Here is a 16923-nt window from a genome sequence, read left to right on the forward strand (position 1 = left end):
GGCAATTCCTGTGTGGGATGGTAACAACTGGTGCAAGCAGGCTCGGTGATGAAGCAAAAACGCCCTCGCTGCAGAGAGCGAGGGCGCTTAGACCATGGTCGGGTTGTGCTGAGCGGCTAACCAGTCGCGCGACTGCGGGTGCTTTTCTTGCGCGGGATACCGAGGCGCTGGCGGCGCTCCCAGAGGCATTTACGACTGATGCCGAGCTTCTGGGCGAGCTCGGTCTCGCTCATCTGATCCTGATGCTCGAGTACGAAGTGCTGAAAATAGTCCTCCAGCGATAGATCCTCTTCGCTGATGCTCTCAGTGGTCGCGGGGGCGCTCTGAGGCGCTGGACTGGTGGACTGGGTCGGGCGCGTCACGGGCGTCGGGTGGAGGCCCAGGTCGTCGGGATGAATCAGATGTCCCTCGGCGAGTATCACGCCTCGCTCGAGGGCATTCTCCAGCTCACGCACGTTGCCGGGCCAAAGGTAATCGCGGATCTCGCGGCGTGCCGCCCGCGACAACTTGAGCCCCTGCCGCTCATGGCGGTGGCAGGCGCTGTCGAGCAGCGCGTCGGCAAGGGTCAGAATGTCCTCCTCGCGCTCGCGTAGCGGCGGCAGATCGATCTGCATCACGTTAAGCCGATAGTAGAGGTCGAGGCGGAATTCACCGGTCTTCGATAGGCTGCGCAGGTCACGGTGGGTGGCGGCGATCAGCCGCACGTTGACGTGGCGGGTCTCCACCGAGCCGATCTTGCGAATCTCTCCCTCCTGCAGTACGCGTAGCAGGCGCGCCTGGGCGTCCAGCGGCAGCTCGCCGATCTCGTCGAGGAACAGGGTGCCGCCGTCGGCGGCCTCGACCAGGCCGGTGCGCGCCGCACTGGCGCCGGTAAAGGCGCCCTTCTCATGGCCGAACAGCTCCGATTCGATCAGGGTCTCGGGAATCGCCGCGCAGTTGACGCAGATCAGCGGCGCTCGGGCGCGGCGGCTCTGCTGGTGAATGGCGCGGGCCACCAGCTCCTTGCCGGTGCCCGACTCGCCCTGGATCAGCACCGTGACATCGGCAGGGGCGGTCTTGCGAATGCGGGTATACACCGCCTGCATGGCGGCACAGCTGCCGATCATGGGCTGCGCGCTGGCCTGGCTGGCAGTGTCGACCGGCGGGGCGGCATGGCTGGCGCTGGTCTCCAGGGCCTTGGCCACGGTCTCGAGCAGCTCATCGTGGTCGAAGGGCTTGGCGATATAGTCCAGGGCGCCCTGCTTGAGGGCGTCGACGGCCGAACGCATGCTGGCGTAGCTGGTCATGATCAGCACCGGTACCGGCGCTGCCGAATCGATCAACGCGGTACCCGGCTCTCCGGGCAGGCGCAGGTCGCTGATCACCAGGTCGAAGCGCTGTGGGTCGAGGGCCAGGGCTTCGTCCACTGAGCCGGCCTCGCTAACCTGGTAGTCGTGACGTTCGAGCAGGCGTTTCAGGGCGCTGCGAATGATGCTCTCGTCTTCAACAATCAGAATCCGGCTCATGGCGGTCGTTGCCATCCTCTCTGGTGATGGGCAGCCACAGGCGAATGCGGGTGCCGACCTCGCGCCCGGGGGGCGGTGAGTCAATATGAATCTGGCCGTGGTGCTCGGCGATGATGCTGTAGACCAGCGGCAGACCGAGACCGGTGCCCTCTCCGGGCGCCTTGGTGGTGGTGAAAGGCTCGAACAGGTGGTCGCGGATCTCGGGAGCGATGCCGGGGCCCTGGTCGGTGACCGTCAAGCTGACGCCCTCACCGTCGCGGTAGGCGTCGATCACCACCTCGCCTCCCGCGGGGCTGGCGTCGCGGGCATTGCTGAGCAGGTTGACCAGCACCTGTACCAGCCGCTGGGTGTCACCCTCGATCACCAGCGCGGGTGGGCACAGGTTACGATACCCCACATCCTCACCCGAGCGCGCCAGGTGGATCAAGTGGAGCGCCTCTTCGCCGATTTCGGACACGGCCACCGGCTGGAAGACGGTGCCCTGGACGTGGCGCCCGCCGTGGGCGAAGCCGACCAGCGAGGAGACGATGCGCGACACCCGGTCGGTGAGCTGCTGGATCTGCGCGGCGGTTTCCAGTACCTCGGGATCGTCGGTGTCGTAGCGCAGGTTCTGGGCCAGCGACGAGATACCGGTGATGGGGTTGCCGATCTCGTGGGCGACCCCGGCCGAGAGCTGACCGATTGAGGCCAGTCGTGCGGCGTGGACCAGCTCGTCTTCCAGCCACTTCATCTCGCTGTGATCCTCGACCAGGATCACGCTGCCGCCGCGCTCGGCATCGCCGGGCTGCAGCACCGCCTTGTGCAGGGTCAGGTAGCGGGTGCCGGCGGCCAGGCTCACCTGTTGCTTATAGAGGTGGCTGTGCTGTTGTTCGAGGATGCGCCCCAGCAGTTCGCCCCAGGGCGCCGGGAGGCTGTCGCGGCGGGCGCCGATCACGCTGGTACCGCTGATGCCCGAGAGCTCGGCCAGGGCATCGTTCCACATCAGCAGCTCGCCGTCGTCGCCGAAGGCGCACAGGCCGATCGGCAGCTGGGTCAGGGTGCGGCGGTGGTAGCGCCGAAGGCCGTCGAGCTCCCGGGCCAGGCCGGTGAGGCGCGAGCGGTAGGCCTCCAGGCGACTCTCGACGAAGTGGATGTCGTCGGTCTCGGCCTGGCCGTTGCGCTGGTAGGGGAGGAAGCGGTCGACGATATCCTGGGCCACCGAGGGGCCCATCAGCCCGGAAAGGTTGGCCTGAATGCGATCGCGCAGACGGCGCAGGGCGTAGGGGCGGCCGTCGTCGGCGCTCATGTTCAGCGCGCTTAGCGCCCGGCTGACTTCGCGTTCGGCGACATCCTCGCCCAGTGCCTGGGCCAGTTGGTGCTGGAAATCGGCGCCGTTGGCGGCGCTCAGCGGCAGGCGCTTGGGCCGGATCACCGCATCCACCGAGCACGCCTCGGCGGCGGCGCGCTCGCCCGCCGAGGTGCGAGTGATCAGCGAGACCAGGATGAAGGTGATGATATTGGCGGCCAGCGCCACCAGTGTCACCACATACCAGGTCGGTTCGCCTTCCAGCGCCTCGAGGCCGGGGGGGATGATCACCAGCCCCGGCTGGGCGGTGAGCAGCGGTAACCATAGTCCGGCCAGCCAGATCGACACCCCCACCAGCAGCCCGGAGACCATGCCCTTGCGGTTGGCCCCCGGCCAGTAGAGTACCGCCAGCATCCCGGGCAGGCACTGCGCCATACCGACGAAGGCGGTAATACCCAGCGCGGTAAGGTCGTGATGTACGCCGACAGTGCGATAGAGCAGCCAGCCGCCGAATATAACTGCGGCGATCAGCGCCCGCCGCAGCCAGCGCAGCCAGCGGTAGAGGTCAGGCTGGTAGGTCGGCGGATGGGCGACCAGCACGATATGGTTGAGGATCATGCCCGACAGTGCCAATGAGATGATGATCATGGTGCCGCTGGCCGCGGCCAGGCCGGCGATAAAGGCCAGCGCATCGACCCACCAGGCGTCGGACAGGCCGAACGCCAGGTAGGCGGTGCCGAGCAGTTCGGCGTCGGCGCCGATACGCTGGGCCCCCCACAGGATCAGTGGCACCGGTAGCGCCATCAGCAGCAGATAGAGCGGCAGACTCCAGCTGGCCTGGAGTAGCGCCCGCCGTGACAGGGTCTCGGCGAAGGTCATGTGGAACATGTGTGGCATCAAAAAGGCGGCGGCGAAGAACAGCAGCAGCAGGGTGCGCCAATGAGCCGGGTCGAGGGGAGGAATAGCGGCCTGCTCGGTGAGGCCGGGGCCATCGAGCCAGGCCTGCAGGTCGGCGGGCCCGTCGAAGATGCCGAATAGTGCCACAGCGCCGAGGGCGAGCATGGCGGCGAGCTTGACCAGCGACTCCACGGCGATGGTCGCCAGCAGGGTGTCGTGGCGGGCGTGGAGCCGCGTGTGGCGAGCGCCGAACAGGATCGCAAACAGCGCGATCAGCGCGCAGAAGCCTAGCGCCAGCAGCCCTGGCGTGGCGCTGCCGGTCATCAGGTGGATGGCGCTGCCCATGGTCTGCACCTGCAGGGCCAGCAGCGGCAGCACCGCCAGCAGGCTGACCAGGGTAATCAGGCTACCGACCCAGCGTGAGCGGAAGCGGAAGGCGAACAGGTCGGCCAGCGACGATAGCTGGTGGGTGCGCGTCATGCGCTGGATCGGCAGCAGCAGCACCGGAGCGAGCAGGAAGGCACCGGCCACGCCGAGGTAGTAGGCGAGGTAGCCGTAGCCCGCTTCGCTGGCCAGCTCGAGGCTGCCGTAGACGGCCCAGGCGCTGGCGTAGACGCCCAGTGCCAGGGTGTAAACGGCAGGGTGGCGGGCGATGCGTGAGGGCACCCAGCCGCGCTCCACCGCCAGCGCGCACAGGAACAGCAGCGCCAGATAGCCGCTGCCGAGCAGCAGCACCGCAGTGACGCTGAGACTAGCGTTCATCGAGTTTTCTCTTCTGTTCCAGCCACACGGTCAGGGCGATCAGTACGGCCCAGATCAGAAACGGGCGATACCAGGCGGTGCCGGGGCTGGCCCAGCCGCTCATCAGCAGCGGCGAGAGCAGATAGCCGCCGAATACCAGAAACAGCATGATGCGGTAGACGTACATGGGCGTTCTCGACAGGTACCGATGCGTCGATGGTATCAGCTCGTGTCGCGGCGGTGGCGCTCGGGGCTGAGGCGGCGTGGATCCCAGTGTCGTATGGCGCTGGCCAGCTGCTCGGCCACCGGCGCCTCGGCTGCCGTCGAGTCAGGTGCCTGATCGAGGGCGAGCAGTGCCCGGTGCAGCAGGCGACGCAGTGCCGCGCTGTCGTCATGGGGCAGCGCCGGGGCGAGGTTCTGTTTGGAGAGCTTCTGGCCGTTGGCGGCGACGATCAGCGGCAGGTGCAGGTAGCGTGGCTCGGGATAGCCCAGTGCGGCCTGCAGCTGGCGCTGCCATGGGGTGTTGTCGAGCAGGTCGAGGCCGCGCACCACGTCGCTGATGCCCTGGGCGGCGTCATCGACCACCACTGCCAGTTGGTAGGCCCACAGCCCGTCCTTGCGCTTGAGCACTACGTCGCCGAGCTCGGCTGGGTCGAAGTGCTGGAGGCCGAACAGGCGGTCGTGCCATATCACCGGGCGCAGCCCCAGGTCGCTGCGCAGTCGCCAGGCCTGAGGCTTGTCGGGCTCACTGACGCCGTGGCGGCACCAGCCGGGGTAGATGGCGTAGTCGCGCCACTGCTTGCGCGAGCAGCTGCAGGGGTAGGCGAGGCCGGCGTCGACCAGTTGCTCGAGAGCGGCCTGATAGGCCGCATCGTGCTGACGCTGGTACTCCACGTCGCCGTCCCAGTGCAGGCCGAAGGCCTCCAACTGGTGGAGTATGGTGTCGGCGGCGCCTGGTGGGCAGCGCGGTGGGTCGACATCCTCGATGCGCAGCCGCCATTCGCCGCCAGCATGGCGGGCATCCAGGAAGCTACCCAGCGCCGCCACCAGCGAGCCGAAGTGCAAGGGGCCTGAAGGCGTCGGGGCGAAGCGTCCGCGATAGAGGCTCATGGCTGCGTAGTACGCCAGACAGACAAACGGGCACCCATGGGGTGCCCGTTGGCGTAAGACAATCGCACCAAGCACATGACATTAACCGCCCAGCTGCTTTTCCTTGAGCTCGGCCAGCGTCTTGCAGTCGACGCATAGGGTGGCGGTGGGGCGCGCCTCGAGACGGCGGATACCGATCTCGACGCCGCAGGCCTCACAGAAGCCATAGTCATCCTCATCGATCTTGTCGATGGTCTCGTTGATCTTCTTGAGCAGCTTGCGCTCGCGGTCGCGGGTGCGCAGTTCGAGACTGAAGCCCTCTTCCTGAGTGGCACGATCCGCTGGGTCGGCGTAGTTGTTGGCCTCCTCCTGCAGGTGCCGCACAGTGCGGTCGACCTCTTCCATAAGCTCCTGTTTCCAGCCCAGCAGGATCTGTCGGAAGTGCTCGAGCTGCTTCTCGTTCATATACTCTTCACCTGCCGCCGGCTCGTACGGGGTGAATTTCTTGGGCGCTTCCGTTTTCTTGGCTGCTACTGGCATGGGACTGCCTCGTTACTTGTGTGACTGCTGAACAATACCCTGACCCAAGCTGAGAGAGACTTGCGCCAAAGGTTTGCTTGTTTAGCGAAAAAACGCCGCCTTTGCAACCACTGCCTGTATCGTAATGGCACTTATCGATGCTGTTCTTGACGCTGCGCAAGGCGGGTGAGTCCGCTTACACTAGGCGTTTGACCACAACATCGGTGCCAAGGTGCCAATACGTAGCGAGATGCAGGAGGATGACATGCGGTGGAGTGGCCGGCTGGCGGGCGTGCAGCCTTTTCGCGTGATGGGCCTGCTCGAGGAGGCCCAGGCCCTGGAGGCGGCGGGGGCCGATGTGATTCATCTGGAGGTCGGCGAGCCCGATTTTGCCACCCCGGCGCCGGTGGTGGCCGCCGGCCAGCAGGCACTGGCCGAAGGGCGCACGCGCTACACGCCGGCGGCCGGGCTGCTGGCGCTGCGCGAGGCCATCAGCGACCACTACCGCGAGCACTTCGGCGCGGCGGTGGATCCGTCGCGGATCATCGTCACCCCGGGCGCCTCCGGGGCGCTGCTGCTGGCCAGTCAACTGCTGGTAGAGCGCGGTGACCGAGTGCTGATGGCCGATCCCAACTACCCCTGCAACCGCCACTTCATGAGCATGGCCGGCGCCGAACTCGACTGCGTGACGGTCGGCGACGACAGCGGCTGGCAGCTCGACGCGGCGCTGATCGAACGCCACTGGCGCGACGACACGCGGTTGGCGATGCTCGCCTCGCCCTCCAATCCTACCGGCCACATGCTCGATGCCGCTCAGCTCACGGCGGTCGCCGAGGCGGTCGCGGCGCGCGGCGGCGAGTTGCTGGTCGATGAGATCTATCAGGGCTTGAGCTACGACCTCGCGCCGCTCTCGGCCACCGCCGTGGCCCCCGAGGCGTTCGTGGTCAACAGCTTCTCCAAGTACTTCGGTATGACCGGCTGGCGGCTGGGCTGGCTGGTGGCGCCTGAGGCAGCGGTGGAGCCGCTGACGCGGCTGGCGCAGAACGTCTTTCTCGCTGCGGCGACGCCGTCTCAATACGCCGCGCTGGCGGCCTTCACCCCCGAGTGCCGGGAGATCCTCGAGGCGCAGCGTGGCGAGCTCGGGCGCCGCCGCGACGCCCTGCTCGCCGGCCTGGCACGCCTCGGGCTGGCGCCTTCGCTAGCGCCCCAGGGCGCTTTCTACGTGTGGCTCGATATCAGCCGCTACAGTCGTGACAGCCAGGCTTTTTGCCGCCGCCTGCTGGCAGAGGAGGGGGTGGCGATCACGCCGGGGATCGATTTTGCCGTGCGCGGCGGCGAACACCACGTGCGCATCGCCTTCACCAACGACGTGGCCAGGCTCGAGGAGGCGCTGATGCGCCTCGAGCGTTTTTTGCACCGCCGCCAGGAGGCGTGATGGAGTACCCGGCGTTAGTGCCCGGCATTTTGCGGCGTCGCTACAAACGCTTTCTCGCCGATGTCGAGCTCGAGGATGGGCGGGTGGTGGTGGCCCACTGCCCTAATACCGGCTCGATGCGTGCGGTCAACGTGCCGGGCTGCCGGGTGTGGCTATCACCCAGCGACAACCCCAAGCGCAAGCTGGCCTGGACCTGGGAGTTGATCGAGCTGCCCCAGGCGGATGGCCGCCTGGCCAGCGCCTCGGTACAGACCGGGCGTGCCAACGCCATCGTCGAGGAGGCGCTGCGGGGTGGTGTGGTCGCGCCACTGGTGGGATTCGCCTCGCTCAAACGCGAGGCGACGGTGATCGATGCGCGCCTCGATTTTCGGCTCACCGCCGCCGACGGCGCCACCACCTACGTCGAGGTCAAACAGGTTACGCTCAAGGAGAGCGACGGCCACGGCTACTTTCCCGATGCGGTGAGTACCCGCGGCCGCAAGCACCTCGAGACGCTGGCGCGGCTCGCCGCCGAGGGGTCGCGGGCGGTGCTGCTGTTCTGCGTGGCCCATGAAGGGATCGATAGCGTGGCGCCGGCGGCGCACCTCGATCCGGCCTATGCCGCGACGCTGCGCGAGGTCGCCGCACGGGGCGTCGAGGTGTTGGCCTATCGCTGTGCGCTCGAGCGCGAAGCGGGGGTGCCGCGGGCGATCCGCCTGGCCGAGCGGCTGCCGGTGGTGCTCGAGCGCACCCTCGACACCATATCCTAGCGCTCGATATAGAAGCGCTGGATAAAGCTGACTCGCTGCGGATCGCGGTTGCGGTCGTAGGTCACGTCGAGATCGAAGCGCATCGGCTCGTCGTCTTGGATGCGGAATGTGGCGATCTGGACGCGGGTATCGTCGTCGCCGCGCACGTTGCGAAACGCCAGCGCCGATTGGCTTCCCGACAGCGGGCCGACGCTGCCGCTGACGGCGACATTGGCCGGTTGGGTCGTCCCGTCGTCCTGCTCCTCGACCACGCTGACGTTGAGCAGCGCATGGCCGCGGCTGCGCTGGATGCCATAGGCTTCTGCCACCTCGTCGCTGAGGAAGCTGGTATTCACGGCACTGTAGTGGACCTGATAGTCACCGACTTGCTCGTACTGCTGGGCGCTGGCCAGCGGGCTCAGCAGCCACATGGCCAGGCCGAACCCGGCCAGGATGGTCGTGCGCATGCTTATCCTCCTTATCCTCACTGAGTGCGGCGACTGACCCGGAAGATCGCCGTCTCGCCAAACAGGTTGGGCCACAGCCGGGTGGTCCAGTTGCCCTCGCCGCCGCCGTTGCCCACGGCACGATCGGTGATGATCAGACCCTTGTCGCGACACAGGCGTTCAAAGTCGTTGAAGGTCGAGAGGTGAATGTTGGGGGTATCGTACCAGGCGTGGGGCAGCGTCTTTGAGACCGGCATATAGCCCTTGAAGCCGAGGTAGGCGCGGTGCCGCCAGAAGGCGAAGTTGGGAAAGGTGATGATGCACTCCCCGGCGACCCGCAACATTTCATCGAGCATCAGGTCGGGGCGGCGCAGTGCCTGCAGCGCCTGGGTCATGATCACCAGGTCGCAGGCATCGTCGTCGAAGTTGGCCAGGCCGTCGTCGAGGTTCTGTTCGATGACGTTGACGCCTTTCTCGATACAGGCGGTGATGCCCTCTGGATCGATCTCCAGGCCGTAGCCGGTGACGCCCTTGTCGCGGGCCAGGGCGTCGAGCAGGGTGCCGTCACCGCAGGCGAGGTCGAGAATGCGGGCGCCCTCGGGCACCCAGCGATGAATCAGCGCAAGGTCGGCGCGCATCAGTGGCCCTCCAGGTCGAGATCGCGCGCCACGCGGTCCATGAAACCAGAGAATACCGCCCGGTAGCGCGGCTCGGGCAGCAGGAAGGCATCGTGGCCGTGGGGCGAGTCGATATTGGCGTAGCTGACCCGCTTGCCGGCGCGAATCAGCGCGTTGACCAGCTCCCGTGAGCGCGACGGGGTGAAGCGCCAGTCGGTGGTAAAACTGACCACCAGGAAAGGGCAGCTGGCCGGCGCCAGGGCACGGGCCAGGTCGCCACCATGGCTGGCCGCGGGGTCGAAGTAGTCGAGGACCTTGGTCATCAGCAGATAGGTGTTGGCGTCGAACGAGGTCGAGAAGGTGTCGCCCTGGTAGCGCAGGTAGGACTCGACCTGGAACTCCACGTCGAAGCCGAAATTGAGGTCGTCGGTGCGCAGGTCGCGACCGAACTTGCTGCCCATGGCGTCTTCAGACAGATAGGTGATATGTCCCACCATGCGTGCCAGCTTCAGGCCGCGCTTGGGCAGCGTGGCGTGCTCGGCATACCAGCCGTCATGGAAATCGGGGTCGGAACGGATCGCCTGACGCGCCACTTCGTTGAAGGCGATGTTCTGCGCCGAGAGCTTGGGCGTGGCGGCAATGACCACGGCGTTGGCGATGCGCTCGGGGTAGGCCAGCGTCCACTGCAGTACTTGCATACCGCCGAGACTGCCGCCGATCACCGCGGCAAAACGCTCGATGCCTAGCCGGTCGGCCAGCCGTGCCTGGCTGTGCACCCAATCCTCGACGGTGATCATCGGGAAGTCGGGCCCCCACTGGCGCCCGGTGTCTGGGTTGGCGCTGGTCGGGCCGGTGCTGCCGTGGCAGCCGCCGAGATTGTTGAGCGAGACGACGAAGAAGCGGTCGGTATCGATCGACTTGCCGGGGCCGATGTGGGCATCCCACCAGCCGGGCTTGCGCTCCTCGCTGCTGTGGTAGCCGGCGGCGTGGTGATGGCCGGATAACGCATGACAGATCAGCACCGCATTGCTGCGCGCGGCGTTGAGCGTGCCGTAGGTTTCGTAGACCAGCTCGTAGTGGGGCAGGGTGCGGCCACAGGCCAGCGCCAGCGGATCGTCGAAGTGCGCCGTCTGCGGCGTCACCAGGCCGACCGAATCGGGAGCGAATGCGGACATCGGGCGTGTCGACTCCTTGACTGTCACAGGCCGACCAGTGCGCCTGGGATGCCGGCGGCACGGGTCAATGCACCGACCAGGACGCTGTCGATCAGGCTGATGCCGATAAACACTACGATCGGCGACAGATCGATCATGCCCAACGGCGGAATCACCTTGCGCACCGGCGCCATGATCGGCTCGACCAGTTGCATGATCAGCAATGCGCCAGGGTGGCTGGCGTTGGGGGCTACCCAGCTGAGAATGATCATGGCGATCAGGGCGAAGAAGTAGATCTTGAGGATGGCGTTGGCCAGGGCCGCGACGCTGGCGATGGCGGTGCCGGCAATGGGTGGCATGCCGAAGCCGGCAATCTGCAGGATCACCACGATACTGACGGCCTTGATCAGGAAGGCCGAGGCCAGCGTCGCCAGGTCGAAGGGGCCTATCGGGCTAAGCAACCCCTGGAAGGGGCGCACCGCCGGCTGGGTGATCTTGACCACCGACTGGCTGATGGGGTTGTAGTAGTCGGCGCGGGATGCCTGCAACAGAAAGCGCAGCATCATCAGGAACAGGTAGATATTGACCAGGGTGTTGACCAGTAGCAGTCCTGCGCTTCCCAGTTGATTGCCCATGCGGGGCTCCTTGCAGTTGGGTGTTGGTTGTTGGCGGCGCGTGGCCGGGTCAGTCTCGTGGCGGCCGTTGGCCGAAGATTGCGGTGCCCAGCCGAACCTGAGTCGCGCCCTCGGCCACGGCCGCTTCCAGATCGTCACTCATGCCCATCGACAGGGTGTCCAGCGGCGCCTCGGGGTGGCGTGTCTTGAGCTCCTCGAGGGCTTCACGCAGGCGTGCGAAGGGCACGCGCTGGTGCTGTGGATCATCGCAGGGAGCCGGGATCGCCATCAGGCCGCGCAGTTGCAGGCGCGGCAGCGCCATTACTGCCTCGGCCAGCGCCGGCAGATCAGCGAGGCGCACGCCGGCCTTGGTGGGCTCGTCGCTGATATTGACCTGCAGGCAGATGTTCAGTGGCGGTAGCTGCTCAGGCCGTTGCTCGCTGAGCCGGCGGGCGATCTTGTCACGGTCAACGCTGTGTACCCAGGCGAAGTGCTCGGCGACCTGGCGGGTCTTGTTGGATTGCAGTGGGCCGATGAAATGCCACACGATGTCGTCGAGGTCGGCCAGCGCTTGCTGCTTGTCCAGTGCTTCCTGCAGGTAGTTCTCGCCGAAGGCGCGCTGGCCGCTGGCGTAGGCGGCGCGAATCAGCGTTGCCGGCTTGGTCTTGCTCACCGCCAGCAGCTCGGCAGCCCGAGGGTGGCGCCCCGCCGCGTCCAGCGCTCGCGCCAGACGCTGGCGCGCGGCCTCGAGTGTCTCGTCAATGGCAACCTCTGTCATACTGATAGCGACCTTACTGGGAGCGGGGAAAGTCCATGGATATTACCGAATTGCTGGCGTTTTCGGCAAAGCAGAACGCCTCTGACCTGCATCTCTCGGCGGGGTTGCCACCGATGATCCGGGTCGATGGCGATATTCGCCGCCTCAACGTGGCGGCCATGGACGACCGCGAAGTACGCAAGTTGATCTACGACATCATGGGGGATCGCCAGCGCCGCGACTACGAGGAGTTCCTCGAGACCGACTTCTCCTTCGAGGTGCCGGGGGTGGCGCGCTTCCGCGTCAATGCCTTCAATCACGGCCGCGGTGCCGGAGCGGTATTCCGCACGATCCCCTCCGAGGTGCTGACCATGGAAGACCTGGGGCTGGGCGATGTGTTTCGGCGCCTGGCCCTGCTGCCGCGTGGTCTGGTGCTGGTCACCGGACCAACCGGCTCGGGCAAGAGTACCACGCTTGCGGCGCTGATCGACTTCATCAACGACACCCGCTATGACCACATCCTGACCATCGAGGATCCGGTGGAATTCGTTCACCGCAGCAAGCGTTGCCTGATCAACCAGCGTGAAGTGCACCGTGATACTCATGGCTTTGCCCCGGCGCTGCGCAGCGCCCTGCGCGAGGATCCGGACGTGATTCTGGTCGGCGAGATGCGCGACCTGGAAACCATCCGCCTGGCGCTGACGGCGGCAGAGACCGGTCATCTGGTGTTCGGCACCCTGCATACCACCTCGGCGGCCAAGACCATCGACCGCATCATCGATGTCTTCCCCGGCGACGAGAAGTCCATGGTGCGTTCGATGCTCTCAGAGTCGCTGCAGGGAGTGATATCGCAGACGCTGCTCAAGCGCCAGGGTGGTGGGCGCATCGCGGCCCACGAGATCCTGGTGGCCACCTCGGCGGTGCGTAATCTGATCCGCGAGGACAAGGTGGCGCAGATCTACTCGGCGATCCAGACCGGTGGCAACCTGGGCATGCAGACCCTCGATGCGTCGCTGGCGCGCCTGATCAGCGATGGCTCGGTGACCCGTGAAGAAGCCCAAGCCAAGGCCAAGGGCACCCTGGGTGCCTGATTCTAATAATCATCTGATGCGCGCGAGGGGACACCATGACCGCCAATGAATGGTTGCAGCAGCTGCTGCAGATCATCGTCGAGCAGCAGGCCTCTGATCTGCTGATCTCCGTCGGTGCGCCGCCGACCCTGAAAGTGGCCGGCAAGCTTACTGCGCTGGGCGAGCAGGGGTTGACTCAGGCCCAAGTCGGCGAGCTGGTCAAGGCGGCGATGCCCGACAATCAGCGCCAGCGCTTTGCCGCCGAGCAGGAGGCCAACTTCGCCCTCAGCCTGCCGGGGCAGGGACGCTTTCGTGTGAGTGCCTTCCAACAGCGTAATCAGCCAGCCATGGTGCTGCGCCGTATCGCCTTCGATATCCCGCATCTCGAGGAGCTATCCCTGCCCATGGCTCTGGGCGATCTGGTCGGCATCAAGCGCGGCCTGGTGTTCGTGGTGGGCGGCACGGGCACCGGCAAGTCGACCACCCTGGCGTCGATGATTCAGCAGCGCAACGAAAGCCTGGGGGGGCATATCATCACCATCGAGGACCCCATCGAGTATATCCATCCGCACAAGAAGGCGATCATCAACCAGCGCGAGGTGGGCATCGATACCGAGTCCTTCGAGGTGGCGTTGAAAAACACCCTGCGCCAAGCGCCGGATGTGATCCTGATCGGCGAAGTGCGGACCCGTGACACCATGGAGCATGCGCTGACCTTTGCCGAGACCGGCCACCTGTGCCTGGCCACACTGCACGCCAACAACGCCAACCAGGCGCTGGACCGCATCATCAATTTCTTCCCGGCCGAGCGCCATGATCAGATCTGGCTCGACCTGTCGCTCAATCTGCAGGCGATTGTCGCCCAGCAGCTACTGCCGACCCTCGATGGCGGGCGTCGTGCGGCGATCGAGATCATGCTGCGCTCGCCGCTGATCAGTGACCTGATCCGCAAGGGAGATGTCGGCGAGATCAAGAACATCATGGCGCGCTCCCGGGATCTGGGGATGCAGACCTTCGACCAGGCGCTCTACGACCTCTACCGCGAGGGCGCAATCAGCCAGGAGGTGGCCCTGGTGCACGCCGACTCGGCCAATGACCTGCGGCTGATGATCAAATTCGGCGACAGCGCCGGTCTTCAGCAGCTCAAGGATGATGCCGGGCACCTGAAGCTGCGCGACGAGGATGATTTCTGAGGGGGCGACGTGAGGGGGCCTAGGCCGCGTAGACCCCCCCCAGTATCCGTGGGCCGGTGGCGCCGGTGACTGAGGGCAAGCTGCCGGGGAGTTCGGCGAGTCGTCGCCAGGCCAGCCAGGCAAAAGCCGCGGCTTCGAGCCAGTCGGCGGGCCAGCCAAGCTGATCGGCGGCGGTGACCGTGATGCCCGGCAGGTGTGCGGCCAGGCGTGCCATCAGGTCGCTGTTACGCGCGCCGCCGCCGCAGGGGATCACTCTCGCTGGTGCAGGGGTAGCGTAGGTGCTGCGCGCGAGCTCGACGCCACGTGCAATGCTGACGGCGCTAAGCTCGGCGAGGGTGGCCTGGACATCCGCGCGGGCCTCGTGTCCGCTGAGGTGTGAGTCCAGCCAGTCGAGATGGAAGACTTCGCGTCCAGTACTCTTGGGCGGTGGGCGCTGAAAGTAGTCATCGCCGAGCAGGCGCTCGAGCAGCAGCACATCGACCTGGCCACTCGCCGCCCAGGCGCCGTTGGCATCGAAGCTGCCGCCGCGGTGGCGCTGATGCCAGGCATCCAGCAGCGCATTGGCGGGGCCGGTGTCGAAGCCGATCACCTCGGCGTCGCTGCCCAGTGGCGGTAGCAGGGTCAGATTGGCGAAGCCGCCCAGGTTGAGCACCAGTCGCCACTCATCGGGGTGACGGAACACCGCCTCATGAAAGGCTGGGGCCAGCGGGGCGGCCTGGCCGCCGGCCGCCAGGTCGCGGCGGCGGAAATCGGCAACCACGCGGCAGCCAGTGAGCTCGGCCAGCAGGCTGGGATTGTCGAGCTGCAGCGTATAGGCGGGTCCGTCGGCATGACCGTAGGGCGCGTGCTCGAGGGTCTGGCCATGGCTGCCGATGGCGTCGATATCGCTCGCCTTCAGGCCTGCTGCGTCGAGTAGCTGGCTCACCGCCGCGGCCTGGTGCCGGCAGAAGGCATCCTCCAGGTAGGCCAGTTCGGCAAAGCTCGCGGACTCGGCCTGGCACAGTGCGAGCAGCCGCCGGCGCAGAGGTGACGGCAGCGGCTCGGCGAGGGTCTGGCCGAGGCTCAGCCGGCCCGCGGTGTCGATATGCAGCAGCGCCGCATCGATGGCGTCGAGGCTGGTGCCCGACATCAATCCCAGAAATCGTGGCATGCAAGGCTCCCTGCGAGTGGCCTGACGTAGGCGGTGAGGGCGTCACCGATGATCGATAAGACATGCTACCATTGCGCATCATTTTGCGAGCCAACTTGGCCTGATTCACCGCCTTGACGGGAGTAGGAGACGATGACCGATGTCGCGAGCGCCCTGGCGCTGCTGCAGCGTGGCACCCATGAGATTCTGCTGGAAGAGGAGCTGAAGAAGAAGCTCGCCTCCGGCCGCAAGCTGCGTATCAAGGCGGGCTTCGATCCCACGGCGCCGGACCTGCATCTGGGCCACAGCGTACTGTTGACCAAGATGCGTCAGTTCCAGGATCTGGGCCATGAGGTCATCTTCCTGATCGGCGACTTTACCGGCCGTATCGGTGATCCCACCGGCAAGAACGTCACCCGCAAGCCGCTCACCGAAGCAGAGGTCAAGGCCAACGCCGACACCTATCGTGAGCAGGTCTTCAAGATTCTCGATCCGGACAAGACCGAGGTGCGCTTCAATGCCGAGTGGTTCGGCGAGCTGTCGGCAGCCAAGATGATCGAGCTGGCAGCCCAGAGCACGGTGGCGCGGATGCTCGAGCGCGATGACTTCGACAAGCGCTACAAGGCCGGTCAGCCGATTTCGATTCATGAGTTCCTCTACCCGCTGGTGCAAGGATACGACTCGGTGGCGCTCGAGGCGGATGTCGAGCTGGGCGGCACCGACCAGAAGTTCAATCTGCTGATGGGTCGTGAAATCCAGAAGCACTTCGGCATGGAGCCCCAGGTGGTGATCACCATGCCGCTGCTAGAAGGCCTCGACGGCGTGCAGAAGATGTCCAAGTCGCTGGGCAACTATGTGGGCGTCGATGAGGCGCCCGGCGCGATGTTCAATAAGCTGGTATCGCTGCCCGATAGCCTGATGTGGCGCTATTTCGAGCTGCTGTCGCTGAAGAGTAACGAGGAGATCGCGGCGCTCAAGCGCGACGCCGAGCGGGGCGCCAACCCGCGCGATATCAAGATGGTGCTGGCGCGTGAACTGATTGCCCGCTACCACGGCGAAGAGGCGGCGGCCAACGCGCACAAGTCGGCGGGCAACCAGCTCGCCGAGGGGGAGTTACCCGAGGACCTGCCCGAGGTCGAGGTCGACTTCGACGGCCAGCAGGCGCCCATTGCCGCGGTGCTCAACCGTTCCGGCCTCTCTAACAACAGTGCCCAGGCCAAGGACATGCTCGGCAACGGTCGGGTCAAGGTCGATGGTGAGGTCGTGGCACGCGATCATATGCTGGCTGCCGGCAAGGCCTATGTCATTCAGGCAGGCAAGAAGCGCTATGCGCGGGTGACCATCCGCTAGCTCGAGTTCGCGCTTGCCGCCGTTGTGCCAACAACGCCCGCCCTGTGCGGGCGTTGCTGTCTGTGAGGCACCAGGGCTGCGCGTCTCGTTATCCACAGGCGGTGGCCGGCGACTGTCTGTGGATGACTTTTTCTTCGTCGAGGTCTTGCGAGGCTGAGTCGAAACCCTTAAAGTACGCATCCGCTGCTGCCGACGGGCACACGTTGGTGGCGGTGGAGAGAGGTGCAAACAGTTGGTTTTGTTGGGTTTTTCTTGTCGGTTCGAGAGGAAAGGCGATTGACAGAGCCGCCGGAAACGGTAGAATGCACCTCGCTCGAACGGCGCGTCGCAAGACGCACGAGCGTGGCTCTAGGGAATCGGCGTAATCGGTTCTGCAGTGAGCGCCACGGCTTGA

The 16923-nt window shown here is 65.8% G+C and carries 16 protein-coding genes; 5 read left to right on the plus strand and 11 right to left on the minus strand.

The genetic code is table 11. The features are described 5' to 3' along the window. Positions 1-116 precede the first annotated feature (116 nt). The 5 genes from IEI94_RS21560 to dksA all read right to left on the minus strand — a co-directional run bounded on the left by IEI94_RS21560 (position 117) and on the right by dksA (position 6057). Positions 117-1505, minus strand: coding sequence for a sigma-54-dependent transcriptional regulator (locus tag IEI94_RS21560; RefSeq protein ID WP_191169266.1), 1389 nt, complete (start codon positions 1503-1505; stop codon positions 117-119). Beyond that, complete coding sequence (locus IEI94_RS21565) at positions 1483-4449, minus strand: ATP-binding protein (protein ID WP_191169268.1); 2967 nt, start codon at positions 4447-4449, stop codon at positions 1483-1485. Before IEI94_RS21565 ends, IEI94_RS21560 begins: the two co-directional genes overlap by 23 nt. Next, positions 4439-4615: a hypothetical protein gene (locus IEI94_RS21570; protein ID WP_191169270.1), complete on the minus strand. Its 177-nt coding sequence runs from the start codon at positions 4613-4615 to the stop codon at positions 4439-4441. Before IEI94_RS21570 ends, IEI94_RS21565 begins: the two co-directional genes overlap by 11 nt. A 35-nt stretch (positions 4616-4650) precedes the next feature. Continuing rightward, the gene (gene gluQRS / locus IEI94_RS21575; protein ID WP_191169272.1) at positions 4651-5538 is read right to left on the minus strand and encodes a tRNA glutamyl-Q(34) synthetase GluQRS; all 888 of its coding nucleotides are present in this window, start codon (positions 5536-5538) and stop codon (positions 4651-4653) included. A gap of 81 nt (positions 5539-5619) precedes the next feature. Continuing rightward, on the minus strand, positions 5620-6057 hold the full coding sequence (dksA, locus tag IEI94_RS21580; protein WP_076746118.1) for an RNA polymerase-binding protein DksA: 438 nt from the start codon (positions 6055-6057) through the stop codon (positions 5620-5622). A 244-nt stretch (positions 6058-6301) separates the two neighbouring features. Here dksA and IEI94_RS21585 point away from each other — a divergent pair, with 244 nt between their 5' ends. Together IEI94_RS21585 and sfsA are read left to right on the plus strand one after the other, a co-directional pair. Continuing rightward, positions 6302-7471 carry an aminotransferase class I/II-fold pyridoxal phosphate-dependent enzyme gene (locus IEI94_RS21585; protein ID WP_191169275.1) on the plus strand — a complete coding sequence of 390 codons (1170 nt, stop codon included), beginning with the start codon at positions 6302-6304 and terminating at the stop codon, positions 7469-7471. Continuing rightward, entirely contained in the window at positions 7471-8220 is a 750-nt protein-coding gene (gene sfsA / locus IEI94_RS21590) for a DNA/RNA nuclease SfsA (RefSeq protein WP_191169277.1), read from the plus strand. Before IEI94_RS21585 ends, sfsA begins: the two co-directional genes overlap by 1 nt. Here sfsA and IEI94_RS21595 read toward each other — a convergent pair. Genes IEI94_RS21595 through IEI94_RS21615 form a run of 5 tightly spaced genes read right to left on the minus strand, consistent with a single transcriptional unit; the run spans position 8217 to position 11808 of the window. Next, complete coding sequence (locus IEI94_RS21595) at positions 8217-8666, minus strand: DUF4426 domain-containing protein (RefSeq protein ID WP_191169279.1); 450 nt, start codon at positions 8664-8666, stop codon at positions 8217-8219. The genes sfsA and IEI94_RS21595 overlap by 4 nt on opposite strands. Positions 8667-8683: 17 nt before the next feature. Further along, complete coding sequence (gene metW / locus IEI94_RS21600; protein ID WP_191169281.1) at positions 8684-9283, minus strand: methionine biosynthesis protein MetW; 600 nt, start codon at positions 9281-9283, stop codon at positions 8684-8686. Beyond that, the gene (gene metX / locus IEI94_RS21605; RefSeq protein WP_191169283.1) at positions 9283-10437 is read right to left on the minus strand and encodes a homoserine O-succinyltransferase MetX; all 1155 of its coding nucleotides are present in this window, start codon (positions 10435-10437) and stop codon (positions 9283-9285) included. Before metX ends, metW begins: the two co-directional genes overlap by 1 nt. 23 nt (positions 10438-10460) lie before the next feature. Next, positions 10461-11051: a YggT family protein gene (locus IEI94_RS21610; RefSeq protein ID WP_191169285.1), complete on the minus strand. Its 591-nt coding sequence runs from the start codon at positions 11049-11051 to the stop codon at positions 10461-10463. A gap of 49 nt (positions 11052-11100) precedes the next feature. Then, complete coding sequence (locus IEI94_RS21615) at positions 11101-11808, minus strand: YggS family pyridoxal phosphate-dependent enzyme (RefSeq protein ID WP_191169287.1); 708 nt, start codon at positions 11806-11808, stop codon at positions 11101-11103. Between the two features lie 35 nt (positions 11809-11843). On the opposite strand from IEI94_RS21615, the gene IEI94_RS21620 reads away from it, so the two are divergent. Together IEI94_RS21620 and IEI94_RS21625 are read left to right on the plus strand one after the other, a co-directional pair. Continuing rightward, complete coding sequence (locus IEI94_RS21620) at positions 11844-12878, plus strand: type IV pilus twitching motility protein PilT (RefSeq protein ID WP_191169290.1); 1035 nt, start codon at positions 11844-11846, stop codon at positions 12876-12878. 35 nt (positions 12879-12913) lie between these two features. Beyond that, on the plus strand, positions 12914-14050 hold the full coding sequence (locus IEI94_RS21625; protein WP_191169292.1) for a PilT/PilU family type 4a pilus ATPase: 1137 nt from the start codon (positions 12914-12916) through the stop codon (positions 14048-14050). Positions 14051-14069: 19 nt separating this feature from the next. Here IEI94_RS21625 and IEI94_RS21630 read toward each other — a convergent pair whose 3' ends face one another. After that, positions 14070-15200: an anhydro-N-acetylmuramic acid kinase gene (locus IEI94_RS21630; protein ID WP_191169295.1), complete on the minus strand. Its 1131-nt coding sequence runs from the start codon at positions 15198-15200 to the stop codon at positions 14070-14072. Between the two features lie 132 nt (positions 15201-15332). Between IEI94_RS21630 and tyrS the strand changes: the two genes are divergently transcribed. After that, on the plus strand, positions 15333-16529 hold the full coding sequence (tyrS, locus tag IEI94_RS21635) for a tyrosine--tRNA ligase (protein ID WP_191169297.1): 1197 nt from the start codon (positions 15333-15335) through the stop codon (positions 16527-16529). The last annotated feature ends 394 nt before the right edge of the window (positions 16530-16923 follow it).

This window comes from Halomonas sp. ML-15, from assembly GCF_014779595.1.
Lineage (GTDB): Bacteria > Pseudomonadota > Gammaproteobacteria > Pseudomonadales > Halomonadaceae > Franzmannia.

What these genes read in the sequence shown, in the direction of transcription:
- IEI94_RS21560 (WP_191169266.1), bottom strand. Translation starts at nt 1,505, where the DNA reads ATGAGCCGGATTCTGATTGTTGAAGACGAGAGCATCATTCGCAGCGCC.
- IEI94_RS21565 (WP_191169268.1), bottom strand. Translation starts at nt 4,449, where the DNA reads ATGAACGCTAGTCTCAGCGTCACTGCGGTGCTGCTGCTCGGCAGCGGC.
- IEI94_RS21570 (WP_191169270.1), bottom strand. Translation starts at nt 4,615, where the DNA reads ATGTACGTCTACCGCATCATGCTGTTTCTGGTATTCGGCGGCTATCTG.
- gluQRS (WP_191169272.1), bottom strand. Translation starts at nt 5,538, where the DNA reads ATGAGCCTCTATCGCGGACGCTTCGCCCCGACGCCTTCAGGCCCCTTG.
- dksA (WP_076746118.1), bottom strand. Translation starts at nt 6,057, where the DNA reads ATGCCAGTAGCAGCCAAGAAAACGGAAGCGCCCAAGAAATTCACCCCG.
- IEI94_RS21585 (WP_191169275.1), top strand. Translation starts at nt 6,302, where the DNA reads ATGCGGTGGAGTGGCCGGCTGGCGGGCGTGCAGCCTTTTCGCGTGATG.
- sfsA (WP_191169277.1), top strand. Translation starts at nt 7,471, where the DNA reads ATGGAGTACCCGGCGTTAGTGCCCGGCATTTTGCGGCGTCGCTACAAA.
- IEI94_RS21595 (WP_191169279.1), bottom strand. Translation starts at nt 8,666, where the DNA reads ATGCGCACGACCATCCTGGCCGGGTTCGGCCTGGCCATGTGGCTGCTG.
- metW (WP_191169281.1), bottom strand. Translation starts at nt 9,283, where the DNA reads ATGCGCGCCGACCTTGCGCTGATTCATCGCTGGGTGCCCGAGGGCGCC.
- metX (WP_191169283.1), bottom strand. Translation starts at nt 10,437, where the DNA reads ATGTCCGCATTCGCTCCCGATTCGGTCGGCCTGGTGACGCCGCAGACG.
- IEI94_RS21610 (WP_191169285.1), bottom strand. Translation starts at nt 11,051, where the DNA reads ATGGGCAATCAACTGGGAAGCGCAGGACTGCTACTGGTCAACACCCTG.
- IEI94_RS21615 (WP_191169287.1), bottom strand. Translation starts at nt 11,808, where the DNA reads ATGACAGAGGTTGCCATTGACGAGACACTCGAGGCCGCGCGCCAGCGT.
- IEI94_RS21620 (WP_191169290.1), top strand. Translation starts at nt 11,844, where the DNA reads ATGGATATTACCGAATTGCTGGCGTTTTCGGCAAAGCAGAACGCCTCT.
- IEI94_RS21625 (WP_191169292.1), top strand. Translation starts at nt 12,914, where the DNA reads ATGACCGCCAATGAATGGTTGCAGCAGCTGCTGCAGATCATCGTCGAG.
- IEI94_RS21630 (WP_191169295.1), bottom strand. Translation starts at nt 15,200, where the DNA reads ATGCCACGATTTCTGGGATTGATGTCGGGCACCAGCCTCGACGCCATC.
- tyrS (WP_191169297.1), top strand. Translation starts at nt 15,333, where the DNA reads ATGACCGATGTCGCGAGCGCCCTGGCGCTGCTGCAGCGTGGCACCCAT.